General features: G+C 62.7%; 12 protein-coding genes. All 12 read right to left on the bottom strand.

Features of this window, described 5'->3' with window-relative positions; all coding sequences use genetic code 11:
* Window position 1 precedes the first annotated feature (1 nt).
* Window positions 2-1744 carry an MFS transporter gene (locus ACYU81_RS12725; RefSeq protein WP_460987914.1) on the bottom strand — a complete coding sequence of 581 codons (1743 nt, stop codon included), beginning with the start codon at window positions 1742-1744 and terminating at the stop codon, window positions 2-4.
* Window positions 1745-2497: an FkbM family methyltransferase gene (locus tag ACYU81_RS12720; RefSeq protein WP_460987913.1), complete on the bottom strand. Its 753-nt coding sequence runs from the start codon at window positions 2495-2497 to the stop codon at window positions 1745-1747.
* The gene (locus ACYU81_RS12715) at window positions 2494-3639 is read right to left on the bottom strand and encodes a glycosyltransferase family 4 protein (RefSeq protein ID WP_460987912.1); all 1146 of its coding nucleotides are present in this window, start codon (window positions 3637-3639) and stop codon (window positions 2494-2496) included. Before ACYU81_RS12715 ends, ACYU81_RS12720 begins: the two co-directional genes overlap by 4 nt.
* Entirely contained in the window at window positions 3636-4925 is a 1290-nt protein-coding gene (locus ACYU81_RS12710; protein ID WP_460988188.1) for a hypothetical protein, read from the bottom strand. The genes ACYU81_RS12715 and ACYU81_RS12710 overlap by 4 nt, the downstream gene beginning before the upstream one ends.
* A gap of 29 nt (window positions 4926-4954) precedes the next feature.
* Window positions 4955-5707 (bottom strand): class I SAM-dependent methyltransferase, encoded by a 753-nt coding sequence (locus ACYU81_RS12705; RefSeq protein ID WP_460987911.1) that lies wholly within the window; start codon window positions 5705-5707, stop codon window positions 4955-4957.
* A 63-nt stretch (window positions 5708-5770) separates the two neighbouring features.
* On the bottom strand, window positions 5771-6904 hold the full coding sequence (locus tag ACYU81_RS12700) for a glycosyltransferase (RefSeq protein ID WP_460987910.1): 1134 nt from the start codon (window positions 6902-6904) through the stop codon (window positions 5771-5773).
* The gene (locus ACYU81_RS12695) at window positions 6904-8253 is read right to left on the bottom strand and encodes a sugar transferase (protein WP_460987909.1); all 1350 of its coding nucleotides are present in this window, start codon (window positions 8251-8253) and stop codon (window positions 6904-6906) included. Before ACYU81_RS12695 ends, ACYU81_RS12700 begins: the two co-directional genes overlap by 1 nt.
* A gap of 94 nt (window positions 8254-8347) precedes the next feature.
* The gene (locus ACYU81_RS12690; protein ID WP_460987908.1) at window positions 8348-10243 is read right to left on the bottom strand and encodes an XrtA/PEP-CTERM system amidotransferase; all 1896 of its coding nucleotides are present in this window, start codon (window positions 10241-10243) and stop codon (window positions 8348-8350) included.
* An 11-nt stretch (window positions 10244-10254) separates the two neighbouring features.
* The gene (gene xrtA / locus ACYU81_RS12685) at window positions 10255-11790 is read right to left on the bottom strand and encodes an exosortase A (protein ID WP_460987907.1); all 1536 of its coding nucleotides are present in this window, start codon (window positions 11788-11790) and stop codon (window positions 10255-10257) included.
* Window positions 11787-13016, bottom strand: coding sequence for a TIGR03087 family PEP-CTERM/XrtA system glycosyltransferase (locus ACYU81_RS12680; RefSeq protein WP_460987906.1), 1230 nt, complete (start codon window positions 13014-13016; stop codon window positions 11787-11789). Before ACYU81_RS12680 ends, xrtA begins: the two co-directional genes overlap by 4 nt.
* Window positions 13013-14083 (bottom strand): FemAB family XrtA/PEP-CTERM system-associated protein, encoded by a 1071-nt coding sequence (locus tag ACYU81_RS12675; protein WP_460987905.1) that lies wholly within the window; start codon window positions 14081-14083, stop codon window positions 13013-13015. The genes ACYU81_RS12680 and ACYU81_RS12675 overlap by 4 nt, the downstream gene beginning before the upstream one ends.
* A complete protein-coding gene (locus ACYU81_RS12670; protein ID WP_460987904.1) occupies window positions 14080-14928 on the bottom strand; it encodes an XrtA system polysaccharide deacetylase in 849 nt (282 codons plus the stop codon). The genes ACYU81_RS12675 and ACYU81_RS12670 overlap by 4 nt, the downstream gene beginning before the upstream one ends.
* Window positions 14929-14933: the final 5 nt, after the last annotated feature.

The following is a 14933-nucleotide window of genomic DNA, read 5'->3' as shown; positions in this document are numbered from 1 at the left end:
ATTATAGCACGTCGCCCGACGCGTTCATCGCATCATCGATGGTTTCAGGCAGCGGCGGCAACACCGGCTTGTCGCATCCAGCAGCCTTCATATGTGCGCGGAGCGCGTCCATGCGCCCGAGATTCCAGCGAGCGAGCGGTATGCCCAACGGGCGGAACTCGGCGCGGTCGAACAGTTCGACGACATAATGCTGGCAAAGCTCGTCCACCTGCCCCAGCGTCAACATGCCAAGGTTCATCACCATGGGCCGCCCCGGCACGCCGTCCCGGCCGCGCACGAGATCGGTTACATATAATCCGCCGCGCGGATCGACCAGCACGACATCCGCCTTCGACGCATCGATCATGCGATGGCTAGCTGCGTAAGGCGCGACGAACACATGCGTGCGCCAGACCAGAAAGGCGCTCATCGCCAACGTTATCGCAACGGCCAGGTAAATGGGCCGCATCGCCGCTGGACGGAAACGCGCCCAGCCTAGTCCCGCCAGCAGGCAGAACGGCCCGATGAAGCCATGGGCATAGCGAAAGCCCCAGCCATAGCCCTGCGCCAGCGCCAGCGCGCAACCGGCAAAGCAGCCAAGCGCCAGCGGCAGTGCGATTTCCTGCCCCCGCGACGCCTTGCGCCATTGCATCGCCATCACGCCCAGCGCCGCCAGCGGCACCATCAATATGTTGTTCCATGCGGCAAAGCGGCTGAGGTTGACCAGCGGTTGCCAGCGATCCCCCAAGCGTTCGAACAGGCTGCCGACCTTGTCCGCCACCCCTGCGGAAGGTCGGACATCGGCGGCAGGTCCTAACGACTGCAAAAGGAATCCGGGCCAAAGCTTTGCCCACACGACAACGATAGCGATCAGGATCAGGACGTGAAATGCGGCCACGGCCCAGCGGCGCGACAGGAGCATCCATAGGATGAAGGGCGCGATGAAGATGGGCGGGAAATGCCATTGGTGCAGACCAGCCGCCACCAGCGCCACCGCGCCAGCACTGACATGACCGATTACGCCGCCCCGGAGGACAAGCGCGAGCCAGACCATGTTGAGCGCGAAATGGCCCGTCATCGCATAAGGGGTCATCGCCGTGACCCAGAGCTGCGTGGACGACAACCCAAGCAGCATCGTCACCCAAACGGCATCGTCCCGCGTCGGGAACAGATGCAGCGCCACGCGCCACAGGGCAAAGAGCCCGGCGATCAACAGTGCGGGACCCGCCAGGTTCGGGTCTCCCAATTGCCAGAACAGAGCCTGGATCGCGCTGTTCACCGGCAGATAGGCAGCGGTCCAATAGTCGGCAGCGCCGAAGGGAGAGAAGAATTCCGGCATGATCGCGCGCCGATAGGCTTCCCATTCGGCGGGGATCGGCCGGGCGAACAATCCTTCTCGCATATAAGCGGCGGCAAAGCGCGCGACTTCCTCGTCTCGCGAAATCGAATAGTTCTGGAACAGCCAGTAATGGCCCGCCCAGGCGACGAGGCCAAAGACGACGATCAGCGGCACGATCACCCGCCCGCGGGGCTTTGGCAGGCGGAACCCCATCCCCTCGGCAAAAAGCGCCGCCAGCGTCAGCAGTAACAGCCCGCCCAGCAGCGCGGGGAAATCCTGATCCAGAAACAGGATGACGGCCAGGCTGACACCTTGCCGGTACGTCACATGCCACAGGAAAGTGGCGCCCAGCCAAAGGGTCAGGCCGATGGCACCCGCCAGGAAAAGGCGGCGGGCATCGATAGGCCGGGCGGGCGGAACGTACATTCAGCTTTCCTGCGGCAGCAGCGTCCGGTTGACGAAAATGCCATCCATTTCGACAAGCAGCGGGAAATGCCCCTTGTTGTTGGCGAAAAAGGCCGAGGGGATGAAATCCTTTTGCTCCAGCCAATCGATCATCGCCTGATAACCGGTGCCGTTTTCGTATATGGGCCTCACGCCAAGTTCGGTCTGCACACCCGCCATGGCAGCGATCGCGACCCCCGCGCCTTCGCAAACGGAAAGATCATGACCCTGCGTGTCCATCTTCAGGAACGGACGGGTAAATCCATGCTCCGCCCGTAGTTCCGGCAGAAGCGTGTCGATCCGCCTGCATTGCATCTCGACCGTCCGGGTGACCTTGTTGCGCTCGGCGAAGATAGCATCCTGCCGATCCGACGGTTTCTTGAGCGAACTGAATTGATCGGCCGCCATGATGTTGAAACTGGCCGTTCCTTCAAAGTCGGACAAGGCGAGGTTGAACACATGCCATTTGGGATCGGAGGCCGCCCGGCGGGATAGCTCGGCAAAAATATCGGGATTGGGTTCAAAGGACAGAATCGTGCCGGAAAAGCCTACATCCTTGCGCAACATGACCGCATATTGCCCCCGGTTAGCACCGACATCGAACACGCAATCGACCGCAAAGGCAGAAAGGAACCGACGAAGCGCCTGAATCTCCGGATATTGATGCACCCGCCCGGCGATGGAGAGGCGGATCGCCAGCGCGCGGTCGGCCAGTTCGCGGACATATCGGCTCACGCGCGCGAGGCCATAACGGAGCGGTAAATGCCGATCGTTGCCAAGGCCATGTCCTTCCAACTGCCCATAGTCTCACCATAGGCGCGTGCCGCCGCGCCAGCCGTCTGCCTGATGGCGGGGCTTTGGATTAGCCGCAAGAGGGCTTGAGCAAGATCGTCCGGATTTCCGGCCGCTGTGCGGATCGCCACCCCTTCCGGCAAGGCGGCGAACATACCCATGTCCGATGTTACCATCGCCTTGCCATGGTGCAGGGCAGACAGGAATGCGCCGCTTGAATCGATCTGGCGATAGGGGAAGATGATGGCGTCGGCCTTTGCCATATGCGCGTCGAGCCGCCCTTCGGTGAGGAAGCCAAGATCGGCAATCAGCCGGTCGGCAAAGCCCTCAGCCCGGACTCTTTCCAGCAATGGCGTTACATCCATGAAGGGCTTACCCGCCACCACCAGTTCGAAAGCATGCCCCGCCCGCCAGAGCGACATGCAAGCCTCGATCAATATATCGACGCCCTTATAGGGCCTGATCGTGCCGAAGAAGAGCAGGCGCGGGACGGAGGGATCGGGAATAGCGGCCAGATCGGCCGACATAGCCGCTGCCAGACGCATCGGGGGGTGAGGCGTCACATGAATGCGGGCAGGTGCGATCCCCTGCGCCTCCAAAGCCTGGCGCGTCGTATCGCCATGCACGATCAGCGCGTCAAACATATCGAGCAAAGCCCGATATCCCCTGCCCTGCACCCCTGCATCGGCATGATAGGCATCCGCGTTGTGGACCGTATGGATCAGTGGAACCCGCCCCTTCAATCGGCGCAACAGCAGCCGGTCGGCAGGCGCGAGGGGCAACCATTGGAAATGCGCAACGTCCGCCGCTGTCAACGCACTGATCCGGCCAAGCGCGCAGGCGGCGCCATATTCGGCAGCCTTGATCAGACGAAAGGCCTTACCCTCCCCCAATCGCGCTCGCAGCGCTTCACTTCGGCAGAAGAAGAGCGGTTCGTATCGATAATTCTCCGGCGCGATGGCGTCAGTTGATCGCATCGGGCGGCCGAACAAGGTCACATCCGCGCCCTGTGCGGCAAGACCGCTGCACAGGCTGTCATCATATCGCCCGGTAAAAAGGGACGGATCGACCATTGCGATCTTCATCGCGCGGCCGAACCTTGCAGCAGACGGCGCAACGACAGGCCATGGAGCGCCGCAACCACGATCATCGTCAGCGCATAAATCGCGAGGAAGCCCTGGTCGAACCCGTCACCGAAAAGCATTGCCAGCGGCACGCTCAGCAGCGATCCGGCCAGGAATGGAAGCGAGCGCTTGAGCAGATGAGAAAAGCGCCCAAGCGCCGCCTGGACATAGACCGACACGCAAATCAGCGTCAGCGCCAGCAAAGCGCCATCAATCAGCAGCAGATCGGTCATGCCAATGGCGGCTCGTCCAGCGAACAGCTTTGCGAAGACCCACTGCCCAAGCATCAGCAACGCAGCCGACGCGGCAAGGGCGAAGATAAACCCGGCCGCCAGTGCGCGTGTCAGCAACTGGCGCAGGCGGGTCCGGTCTCCCCCATGAAAAGCACGGGTGATGCGAGGAAGCGCGGCCTCCACCATCGCGCGGATGGCCATGGAAAGCGCCCGCGACATCTTAAACAGGAAATCGAAAAGCAGCATCGGCCGCGCATCCTGCGTGGCGATCGCTATGGTGAAATAGGGCGCATTATAGGCCACGATCTCCGACACGGTGAAGAGCGCCGACGCACTTATATCCCGCAGATAATGAGTGCGCACATATGCCCCGCCCCGGCGAAAGGCCAGCCAGTGCCGCGTCGTCATACCCAACCGACCATGCACCAACCTGATGGCATATCCGATCACGGCCATGCTGATGATGAGTTGCAGCGCCACCGAAAGACGCGCGTCCAATCCTTTGAGGATAAGGAGCAGCAGCGCGATGGTCATCATCCGCCGCACGCAGTCCAGCGCTTCCCAGACGAAATTCCCATCGACCGCCGCCAGCGCCCGTTTCGCGAGCAACGCCGGAAGGTTGATGCAGGCGGACAGGAAGAAAAGAATGAAGAGAAGCGGCATCGTCGTGTCGATCCCGCCCGCCACCAGCGCCACGAGCAGGATCACCACGCCGCCGAGGATCAGCATGCCCAGGAACAGGAAAAGGACGCCCATTTCCTCAAAACGGAAGCCATCCCCGCTATCTCCGCCATGGCCAAGCCAATGACGCCGCAGCCGCGCATAGATGATGCTGGTCAGGCCGAACTCGGCCGAAATGGTGAAGTTGCCGAAGGCGACCAGCAGCAGGAACGCCTGAAACTCGCGCAGCGGCAGGACGCGCACGAAGACATAGGTGACGGCGAAACCCCAGATCAGCGTCAGCCCGACATTGGCGAGCTTGATGAGGGCGATGAACCGGGCAGACCCTTCCATCCTCGCGATGGTCCTGCCGACCAGCGCGCTCACCGGGCGGCGCTTCCTATGGGCTTGCGGGCGCGGAACAAACGATCATCCAGCGCAAAGAAGTGGCGCGTATCGGCATCAATGCCGTTCGCGTCGATCTCCTCCAACTGGAAGCCCGCAGCCCGGATACGATCGGCGAAATCCAGACCATATTGGCGAACATGGTCCCACTGGCCAAATCGCCGTTCCCGTTCCCGAGGCGGCATGTCGAAGCTGCCATCCTCGGTAGGCTTGTCCCACAGCGGCACGATCAGCCAGGCTTCGCCGCCGGGCTTCAACGCGCGATAGATATTGCGCAGAACGGCATGATCGTCGGGCACATGCTCCATGACATGACTGGCGTAGAACAGGTCATATTGTTCAGCCTCCTCCAACGCCATCAGGTCCACGCAGCGCATGCCGGGAACCGAATAGCGCGCCGGATCAAGATCGGCGGGCACATAACCGGCGGCGGCGGAAAAGCGACGGACAAGGCTGACTTCGTTAGGCGCCATGTGCAGGATGGACCCATGCTCCGGAACTATAAGGGCCTTTTCCGCGATCAAATGGTTCATCAGCCGTTCGCGCGGCGAGGCTCCGCAACTTGGGCACCCCCATTCCACATTCTCGCCATAGCGGAAGAAGCCGACGACTGACTGCCCACATGCCGGGCACGCCCGGTTTGCGCGCGCGCCCATCGCCTTGCGCAGGACAAGCATGGTCCGGGTCAGGTGCTTGCCGACAGCTTTCGCCACCCGCTGGAAAGTAATCACGCCTTGGCTCCGATCAGCATTGGGGAGGGCCTATACATGATGCCCCGCCTTTGGCGAGAGGGATCAGCGTGACTTTGCGGGATTCCAGACAGTGACGGTTCGGCCCGACATGGCTTTCATGACTCCCTGAAGCGTCGCGGCATAGGCGATGAGAATATCGGTCACCGCCGCCAAAGGCCCCGACTTCGCCCGCAAGCCCATCGTCAGCAAAAGTAACGCGAGCACCGTTGCACCCAGAGCCAGCAAAGGCGAAATGCGGACAGCCAGCAACAGGGCTGCAAGCCCACCGGTCAGGATGAAAATTCCCCCAAACCACCTGATGATCTTGCGAGACGCATATTTGAAACGGTCGAGCGCCTTCATACGCCGAAGCTGAGGCCGAAGGTGCAGATGCGTGTGCCATGCGCGAGCGGCGATTCGAACCTTCCGCCGATATTCATCGCCCCTGCCCGCAACCAGTCTTTCCCTGGCGATGACGTCCTTCGCCTTGACCAGCCGCGATCCCGCGAACACCACCGCCATCGACACCGTCAGGTCGTCAAGCACACTGTCAGGAAACACAGGATAGAGCGCGCGACGGATGGAAAAGATCGAACCATCCGCACCCAGCACATTGCCGGTGCGCGATTCCTCGTCCTTCAATCGCTCCTCCATCCGCCAGTAGAGCGAACCGACCGACGCCGTCGCGCTTTCCCCCTCCCCCATATAATGCAGCGAACCCAGAACGCCTCCCACCTGCGGATCCGCATAGCGAGCAAGCAGATGGCCGATCGCGTCCTCGTCCAGCATCACATTGGCGTCGGTGAAGATCAGCACGTCGCCGACAGCACGCGCCGCAAGCTGCTTCATGCCATGCGCCTTACCGCTGCGCCCCGGACCCTGGATCAGCGTCACCAGATCGCTCCGCGCGGCTATCAGCGACGCGGTCTCATCGGAAGAGCCGTCATCAAAGGCCAGAATCTCAAGGCCGGGATGGCGGCGCTTCAGCATCGCCAGATTGGCCAGCTTCTCCGGCATCGCCGTCGCCTCGTTATAAGCGCAGAAGAGCAGCGAAGCCGAAGGCACCTCACCCGCGCGCGCCGCCTCCGGCTTCGTCGGCAATGCGCGCAGGATCAGCGGGTAAAAGAGGAACGGCCACAGCAACGCCACGACCGACGCAACAAGAACGAGCAAAAGGATAAGGTCCACACCGTGCATCAATAGGCCTTGTGATGCACCAGCACCCCGATGGTCGCCATGATGATACGCAGGTCGCGCCAGATCGACCATTTCGTCACATATTCAAGGTCCGACTGGAGCCGGTCGATCAAGTCCTGATGATGGTCGGTCGATCCGCGATGACCGCGAACCTGCGCAAGGCCGGTCATGCCCGGCTTGATGCAATGCCGCTCCCAATAACGCTCATCGACTTCCCAATAGAGGCTGTCGCCCGCCTTGGCCGCTGCCGCATGGGGACGCGGCCCAACGATGCTCATGTCGCCGCGCAGCACGTTGAAAAGCTGCGGCAGTTCATCGATGCTCGTCCGGCGCAAAAAGCGTCCGACCGGCGTCACCCGATCATCATCCCGCGCGGTAAGCTTGTCAGCCTTGTGGTCAGCCACGTCGATCCGCATCGACCGGAACTTGTAGATATTGAAGGGCCGCGCATCGCGTCCGATCCGGGGCTGCTTGAAGATGACAGGTCCGGGGCTGGTCAGCTTCACCGCCAGCGCAGCGGCAATCAGCACCGGCGAAATGGCGATGGTCGCGGCTGTCGCGACAATGATGTCGAAAATCCGCTTTATGATGCGGTCCCGGAACTGAAACGGGCCGCCCGCCACGATGATGGTCGGTTGCCCATCGAACTCATCGACGCGCGCTGGCGCGAAACGCAGCAATTCGGGCACCACGATCTCACCGCGCGCGGACAGGGATTTGAGCGCCACCGACCAGTCGCTCATCCGCTCCATCGGGCAGGCGACGATCACTCGCTCGGCCATGCCGACCGCCGCCGCCAGCCGTGCCGCCATGTCGGCATCGTGGCTGGCAGGCCGCAAGTTCGCGGCGGCCGCGTCGATCACTTCCATATGCGGGCCGGTCTCTATCTCCACGCCATCCATGATGACGGCGGTAAGGTGCGGCACCTCGCCCAGCAAGCGAGCGCCAAGCCGGGCAATCGCCAGCCGTACCAGCGCGACGCTGATCGCCGAAAAGCCAAGGCCGACGACAAAGGTCAAACGCGAAAGCTGTTCGGCGATCTTGCCCAAATAGACCACCAGGAGCATCAGCAAGGCCGCCTGCGCCAGCGCCAGCAGCCCACGGAAGATGCCCCGCCGGATGTCGTCCAGCATGTGAATGCCGTAAGCCCCGCCCTGCACCGCCAGCAATATATAAAGCGGCGCGACCATGGCGAACATCACGAGGCCATGCGGCTTCCCGGGCTCGCCCAGCAGCGCGCCCAGCACAAACCAGTTCGCCAGCAAAAATGACAGGAACAACCCTGCCAGGTCTCCAAGGAGGCACAGCAGATATAGTCGCGCTCGAACTATTTCCTTCGAAACTGTCACTTGCGTCCTGCTTGTCCTTAACCCGCCCGCTCCGTTGGCACCGGCGGGACTGCCATGCAAGGCTTTGCGTGAAAGCGCCTTCTTTGCCAGCCGGTCAAAGGCCGAACAAGCGGGTCAACGACTTGTCCAGCATCAGCAGTTGCCAAAGCAAGCGGCCATGATCGGCCATACCGGACTTGTGATCGGCCGCGATGCGCCCCAGCGCCTTGGCGTCGAACCAGCCGGTTCGGGCAAGCGCCGAGCCACCCGCAATGGCGCTCGCCTCCCCCGCGAGCGGCCCGCGAAACCAGTTGCTGATCGGCGTGACAAAGCCCATTTTCTGACGATAGAGAATATCGTGGGGCAAATATGGCTCCATCGCCTTCTTCATCAGATATTTGCCGCTATTCCCCCGGATACGCTGGGCAACTGGCAAGCGGGCGGCGAACTCCACCAGCCGGTGGTCCAGCAAAGGCTCGCGCGCCTCCAAACCCACAGCCATGCTCATCCTGTCGGTCTTGGTCAGGATGTCGCCGGGCAACCAGATATGAATGTCGGCATATTGCGCCCGGTCGAGAGGATCGCGCGCGGGCGCTTCCGCCATGGCACGGATATAGCGATCCTCCGCCCGATAGGCGCCCAGCCGACTGCGCATATCCTGGCTGAACAGCCTTTGTCGCAGGGCATGAGGTGTCACGCTGACGGATGCCGCATAAGCCTCGCTCCCCTCACCCGCCAATTCGAGGAAGGTCGACTTTGCCCGCAGCGCTTGGGGCGCCCAATCGGCTTTGGGATACCAGCGGCCCAAGGTGCCGAACAGCGGCTCGCGCACCGATGCGGGGATGAGGCTGCGCACCCGCTCCCCCTGCATCTGGAAACGATGGCGGCGATATCCTGCAAAGGCTTCGTCGGCGCCGTCGCCCGACAAGGCGACCGTCACCTTCTCCCGCGCCAGCTCGCACACCCGATAGGTGGGAAGCGCGGAGGCGTCCGCGAAAGGCTCGTCAAAATGATAGGCGAGCGTATCGATCAGCCCATAATCATCGGGCGATACGATCCGCATACGGTGGTCGGTAGCAAAGCGCCTGGCAATCCGGTCGGCATAGGCGCTTTCGTCCAGGCTCGCGACATCGAAGCCGATGGTACAGGTTTTGACCGCCTGATTGGACGCCTCCGCCATCAGGGCAACGACGCTGGAACTATCCACCCCGCCAGACAGAAATGCTCCCAGCGGCACGTCGGAAACCATGCGCGACCGGACCGCCTGCCGCATCAGGGCCACCAGCTCTTCCTCCAGCGCCTCGGGCTTTGCCTTGCTGCGTTCAGCGAAGCTCACATCCCAATAGCGTTGCGGTTGCGGCACGGGCCGCCCACGCACCAGCCGCAGCGTGTGCCCCGCCTTTAGCTTGCGCACGCCCGCCACGATGCAGGCGTCGTCGGGCACATAGCCATAGGCCATGAAATCCTCCACCGCCGCTAGATCAGGCGCGCGGCGCAGCAGCGGGTGAGCCAGCAAACTCTTCAATTCCGACCCAAAGATCAAACTGCCGTCCGAAAGCTGCGCATAATAAAGCGGCTTCACCCCCAGCCGGTCACGCACCAGCCACAGCGACTGCGCCCGCGCGTCGAACAGGGCAAAAGCGAACATACCGTGGAACCGCTCGACACAGGCCTCGCCCCACTGGCGGTAACCGTGAAGGATCACCTCCGTATCGCTGTCCGTGCAGAACACATGGCCCTTGGCCTCCAGCTCCGCGCGAACTTCGGAGAAATTATAAATCTCGCCATTGAAGGTGACGGCCAGACTCTCATCCTCGGTCAGCATGGGCTGCGCCCCGCCGCCAAGGTCGATGATGGAAAGGCGCACATGGCCCAGCCCGACGCCCGGCGCCGTCCACACACCACTGCCATCGGGTCCGCGATGCGGCATCACGTCCAGCATAGCGCGAACCCGCGCCGGATCGACCGGCTTGGCCGTTTCAAGGTGGAAGATGCCCGCTGTCCCGCACATGCGAACGGGCTTTAGCGGATGCCGAGGCTGCGGTCAGCCAAATCCTTCACATCGCCAATATCTTGCAGGAACAGCGCGATGGCGGCGTCGGCGGGCTTCTCCTGCCCCTCTTCCGCCGAGACGATGATCGCGGCGGCGCGCTGGTCGCGGCCGAGCAGCCGGGCCAGCATCGTGTCGACCTTCACGCGCGGCGCGCTGCCGGTGACGGGGCCGTCGCCCACCTTGTAGAAGCTGACGGCATGGCGGACCACCGGGCCGGGGGCGGTCATCTGCTCGCCCAGCCCGTACGCAGGAGCGGGAGCAGGCGAGGACCATGACCAGCGCTGGTCGGGATTGGCAGCGCCCTGAGCAAAGCCCACAAGCTCACGCCCCTCATCCTGTCGGTCAAAGCTGGCGATGGCGAGATCGACGACATCTCCCCTCGCGTTTCGGTAGCGCCCGAGGACAAGATAATCCGCGCCATCGAATCGCGGCCTCCACGGGTATGGGGGCTGCGCGGAAGTCGGTGCCCAGCCCTTGACCGCCGGGAGAGTCGGCGCGCCGGGCAGCGGCTTGCTCGCCGCCGCGCTCACGATCAGCCAGACGGGCGCGGCAAGCACCAACACGCTCGCTGCACCAACTGCGACAAGAAGCGGGAGGCGACCACGAGCGAGACTCCCAAGCCGGGTGGGATCAAACCATGGATCACCAGGCCGTCGGTCGAAAAAAGGCCAGGCTGCGGCCATCACCACCGCCATGATGATAGCGAAAAAGACCCATCCATACATGACATGGTCAAAGCCGACAGCGGCCTCGATATTGGTCAGATGCGCGATCCATATCGTCCCGAACGCACGCAATCCATTGGCCAGAACCGCCAATATCAGCGCACCGGCCATGAATAGGATGCGACGCGGCCAGCTTGAAAAGCAGACATTGCAGACCAGCGCGCCATAGGCCGTCATCGCAATCACGAACTTCGCGCCCGAACACGCCTCGGCCACGCGGAAATAGCCGGTGGGTGTCGTTATGAAGATGCCGTCCAGATGCGCCGGAACGCTCGCAATATCGAGAAAAACCATGCACAGCCGCGCCGTGATCAATTGCAGCGGCGCGACCAGTTCCTCCCCCACCGGCACCATGAAGAAGGCGTAGAAGAGCGGGAACAGCAGCGCCCTCGCCACGGCAGGCCCGAGCAACGTGACGACGCAACCCTGCAACATCAGGATGATCGCGGCGTGGCGGAACACAGCGACACCCGCCGCCGCTCCCAACAGCCAGGCGAACGCGCCCAGCGCCATCCAGATCAATCCGGGTGCCCATGCGACAGGCTCAAGTTGGCGCAAACCGGGAAGTCTCTGCTGCACCAGCCACGCGATCAGGAACGGGATGAAGAGGCAGTGGCCAAAAGTGGACGCGTTCCACCATATCGATACCATTCCCGCCGCATCGCGATGGAACAGCGTCAGGATCAGGAACGCCAGAACACCAAGCGCGGCGAGATGCCCGCGCCAGCCTTCCACGCCAACGCTGCGCGCTCGAGACAAAGGCAGAGTCCTGTCAGTCATGCGGCCCGGCTGCCTAAAGCGGACACAGGACCGAACAGCATATCCGGCAAGCCCTTAAGCGTTTCCGACCAGCGATAGCGTTGCTCCACTCGCGAGCGGGCAGCCTCGCCCAGACGCCGCGCCCGATCAGGATCGGCCAGCAGCGCGCATATTTTCTCGACCTCTTCGACAGGATCAGTCGCGATGAGGAAATGCGCTCCATCCTGCGCATCGATGCCTTCGGCCGCCTGCGGCGACGCGACTATGGGCCGCGCCATGGCCATCGCCTCCAGCACCTTATTCTGTATGCCGCGAGCGATCCGAAGCGGCGCAACCACAATATCCGCCGCCGCCAGCCAGCCGCGAACATCCGGCACCGCGCCAGTCACAACGACGCCGGGCAACTGCGACAGCGCACTAACCTGCGGCGAAGGATTACGCCCGACAATGGCAAAACATGCCTCGGGATGTCTGGCTCGCAAGGCTGGCAAGCTATCGCGCGCAAAGCTTTCCACCGCCTCGACATTGGGCCGATAGTCCATCTGTCCGGTGAACACGACGAGCGGACCTGCCGGCCGCGCAACCCCATCAAATTCGGCCGCCGGATCGAAATAATCCAGCGCCACACCATTATCCATGCCGATGACCCGCGCGGCGTTCAGGCCCGCAGCCTGCCGGAACAGCGCGGCCTCGGTCTCACTAACGAAAGCGCTGACGTCGGCGCGCTCGGCAGTGGCACGCTCAAAATCGAGCAGAACCCGCCCTTCGCGCCGGTTGATCCACCCCATAGGACCACCGCCTGCCACCCCATAGCTCGCATATTTGGCCGAATCGAAATCGACGAAATCCATGACGAAGCGAACGCCATCGGCAAGGTCGGGCACGAAATGCGCCATCTGCACCGAATAGCCCATCACCGCCGCGATCGGACGCTCCGCCAAAATCTTCCGCACCCATTGATGCATGCGCGGATCATCAAAGAGGGACACCAGCATCGGCTGCCGCTTCGCCAGCCCAGCGAGACCCGCTACCACATGCGAACGGTTGCGCTTCAGCACGCACTGGCTCGCCGTCATCTCCGCCATGGCCGATGCGAAGCTCAGATCGCGATCATCATCCGCAAAGCAGCCGACATGCAGGGGCGCTATCTCCGCCAGCCGCTTCAATATGTGATAGGAACGAATCTTGTCGCCCCGATCGGGTGGGAAGGGGATGCGGTGGCAGAGGAAAACTATCTCGCCCGTCATCCCAGCCCCCGCGAAATCAGCGGCCCGATCAGGTTGGCGATCGGCAGCGGCAGCTTCTTCCACATCTCCACGCGGCGCTGATATTGCGCGCTGTTGGGATTGATGTCGCGCCGCTCGCCCGTCGCCGACCAGCTATGATAGGCCAGCGGCACTGGATCAAAGCCGAAGCTCTTCTTCCACACGGCCTGCCCGCTTCCCGTCTTGGACCGGCCGAAGTCGAACAGGCGCATGCCGCGCGTCCGGCCATGGCCCATCAGCCGGTAATACATGAGCTCGTTGGAACGCAGCCGCCGCGCATCCGCGACACCCCCGCCCCAAAAAGGCATGACCCGCCCCTGATGGTAGAGCGTCAGCACCCCCGAAACCGGCCGGTCGCCCTCATAGACAATCAATATGTCGGCATCCTCGCCGAACGCCGCCAGCACTTCGCGAAACAGGCGCCTCGGAAAAACCGGCGTCCCCAGATTGCGGACGCTCTGCGCATAAACATCATAATGCGCGCGCAGGAACCGCTCGTCCCGCCCAACCTCCACCCTTAGCGCGGGATTGGCGAGCGCCTTCCGCAGTTCGGCCCGGTGCTTACGCGGGACCGCGAGCAACTCCGCCTCATCATCCGCCGCAATCGGCCGGACAAAGCCAAGATGGCTGTCCTGATGAAGCGTCCAGCCCTCACCCGGCAGCTCGCCACCTCTCAGTTCGACAGAAGACACGCCGATATCCCCAGCAACCCGCTGCGCTGCACCGGCAAGAGCCGCGATAACGGCATGGTCATTAGCCAGTATCCCGCCATCGACGGCAAAGCCGGACGAAACCAGGGCCTGACCAAATAATCGGCTCTTCATATGGGTAAGCGGCAAAATGCCTGCAATCTGCCCCGACGAAGCGACAGCAGCCAGCATATGCGCGCGATTGCCAGTGCCACGCTCAATCGCTTTGATCCAGGCAGGCCGATGGAAAGGCGTTCCGTCCACGCTGCTCTTCACAAAAGCATCTGCCGCAGCCACCTGCGCCGGATCATCCAGGTCGAGCGTGACCACGCCGACACCTGCTCCGCAATCGGGCCTCATGCCGCCAACTCCGCCTCACGAGCGACCAGCGCATCCACCCGTGTCCAGGAAAAATCCCGCGTCAGCCGCCGCAGCTTGTTCGCCATGACGGACAGATTGCTGTAATGGCGCAGGCGCGATCGAAGCGGTGCTCCCGCCACCCGTGGCTGATCCGGATCAATCTCCCAGGGATGGAAATAGATGATGGCGGGCTGCTTCTCCCGCCCATTCACTTGCCGTATAGCCCAGCGGGAAAAGCCATAGGGTAGCAAGCGGAAAAACCCTCCACCGCCAGCTGCCAGCCTCCGCCCGCCAAACTCGGCCGTCGTCACCGGCAGCTCCAGCAAATCACTCCCCGTCACCGGCCGCCAGGCAAAACGCGGCGATTCAGGCCAGCCATAATGGTCATGCCGGATCGGCGCGACGCTGCTGGAATAGCGATAGCCCTCCTCCGCCAATATGGCGTGCGCCCAAGGCGTCCGATGATCGATCGAAAAACTCGGCGCGCGATAGCCAATTACACGCTGCCCGCTGGCATCCTCCAGCAAGGCACGCGCCCGCCGCAAATCCGTGCGAAACACCTCCGGGCTCAGCGTGAAGACCCGCGCATGGTCATAGCCATGGCTCGCCACCTCATGCCCCGCCCCGGCAATCCGCCGCATGAGCGCAGGATAACGCTCCGCAACCCATCCCAGCGTAAAGAATGTCGCGCTGACCCCCGCCTCGGCAAAGAGAGCCAGCACCGCATCCGTATTGCGCTCCACCCGATGCGTCAGTCCGTCCCACGAAGACCGGCTGATCGTGCGCTCAAAAGCGCCGACATGAAACCAGTCCTCCACATCGACCGACAGGGCATTCAGCACCATGATGA

The sequence above is a fragment of the Sphingobium sp. TomTYG75 genome, assembly GCF_054771635.1.
Note: the sequence above shows the minus strand (reverse complement) of the source record. Positions and strands in the feature narration are given on the sequence as shown.

Coding starts and splice junctions, on each gene's coding strand:
- ACYU81_RS12725 (WP_460987914.1), bottom strand. CDS start 1,744: ATGTACGTTCCGCCCGCCCGGCCTATCGATGCCCGCCGCCTTTTCCTG.
- ACYU81_RS12715 (WP_460987912.1), bottom strand. CDS start 3,639: ATGAAGATCGCAATGGTCGATCCGTCCCTTTTTACCGGGCGATATGAT.
- ACYU81_RS12710 (WP_460988188.1), bottom strand. CDS start 4,925: ATGGAAGGGTCTGCCCGGTTCATCGCCCTCATCAAGCTCGCCAATGTC.
- ACYU81_RS12700 (WP_460987910.1), bottom strand. CDS start 6,904: ATGCACGGTGTGGACCTTATCCTTTTGCTCGTTCTTGTTGCGTCGGTC.
- ACYU81_RS12690 (WP_460987908.1), bottom strand. CDS start 10,243: ATGTGCGGGACAGCGGGCATCTTCCACCTTGAAACGGCCAAGCCGGTC.
- xrtA (WP_460987907.1), bottom strand. CDS start 11,790: ATGACTGACAGGACTCTGCCTTTGTCTCGAGCGCGCAGCGTTGGCGTG.
- ACYU81_RS12680 (WP_460987906.1), bottom strand. CDS start 13,016: ATGACGGGCGAGATAGTTTTCCTCTGCCACCGCATCCCCTTCCCACCC.
- ACYU81_RS12675 (WP_460987905.1), bottom strand. CDS start 14,083: ATGAGGCCCGATTGCGGAGCAGGTGTCGGCGTGGTCACGCTCGACCTG.
- ACYU81_RS12670 (WP_460987904.1), bottom strand. CDS start 14,928: ATGGTGCTGAATGCCCTGTCGGTCGATGTGGAGGACTGGTTTCATGTC.